The sequence below is a fragment of the Arthrobacter sp. 05T47 genome (assembly GCF_056395825.1).
Genome location: NZ_JBFTKG010000164.1, coordinates 1 through 1,131, shown reverse-complemented (window position 1 = coordinate 1,131; position 1,131 = coordinate 1). Strand labels below are relative to the sequence as shown.

Here is a 1,131-nt window from a genome sequence, read left to right as displayed (position 1 = left end):
GGGACGCGTCGACCTGCTCCATGATGGCCTTGCGGGACAGGCCCTTCCCGCCCGGGCCCTCGTGCATTTTGGAGAAGAGTTTGGTGGCGAGGACGATGTCCTCGCGGCGGCTGTACTCGGTGATGGCGTGGCCGACGATCTCCTCGCTGCTGCCGTGCCCGTAGATGTTCGCGGTGTCCCAGAACGTGATCCCAAGATCCAGGGCCTGCCTGAACAGGGGTTCCGCTGCCTTCTGGTCCAGGGCCCAGGGCATCCGTGACGTGTCGCCGAAGCTCATGCAGCCCAGCGCAACGCGGCTGATTTTCAAGCCCGACGTGCCCAATCGTGTGTATTCCATCGAAGTATCTCCCTTAGTTTCCGTGTTGGCTGAAGTGTCTAGTGTGTGAGTGCGGGCGCGGCCGGTGTGACTGCGGTGTTCGGGGCCGAGCCTGTCCGGCCGCCGGAGCGGATGAGAACGAACGCGGCAACCGCGGCAAGGACCATGGCTCCGGCCGCCCACGAGAACGCGGACACATACCCGTGCACGGCGGCCTGATCCATGACGCCTCTTCCTGCCGGCTTCGAGGCCGCCCAAGCCGTGGTCGCGGCGGCTGCGATGGTGCTCATGAGGGCCGTGCCGACGGCGCCGCCGATCTGCTGGGAGGTGTTCACCATGGCTGAGGCGACTCCGGTGTCCAGTGGCTCGACGCCGTTGGTGGCGATCACCATTGAGCACATGAAGGCGGTTCCCAGGCCCAGGCCCATGACGACGCTGGCGGGGAACACCACGGGCCAGTAGGCACTCTCGACGGTGAGCCGGGTCAGCCAGAACATGCCGGCCGCGCCGACCAGGTAGCCGGCACCCATGAGCCAGCGGGCCGGGAGCCTGCCGATCAGCCGGGTCCCGATCTGGGTTGAGCCAAAGATCAGGCAGGCCACGAGGGGAAGGAACGCGACGCCGGTCAGAAGCGGCGAAAAGCCGAGGACGACCTGCATGTAATAGGTCAGGAAGAGGAACTGGGTGAAGTTCCCGGCCATGGCCAGGGCCGCGCTGAGGTAGGCACCTCCCCGGTTCCGGTCCAGGATCACCCGCATCGGCAGCAACGGAGCCGCGGCGCAGGTCTCCACGACGACGAACGCGGCCAGCAGCAC

2 protein-coding genes are annotated in these 1,131 nt (G+C 66.7%); both read right to left on the bottom strand.

What is annotated here, in order from left to right:
* On the bottom strand, positions 1–337 hold a 337-nt coding region (locus tag AC1DEY_RS23590; protein WP_476870117.1), incomplete at its 3' end, for an aldo/keto reductase.
* A gap of 38 nt (positions 338–375) precedes the next feature.
* Positions 376–1,131: MFS transporter (locus AC1DEY_RS23585; protein WP_476870116.1), on the bottom strand; the 756-nt coding region annotated here is incomplete at its 5' end.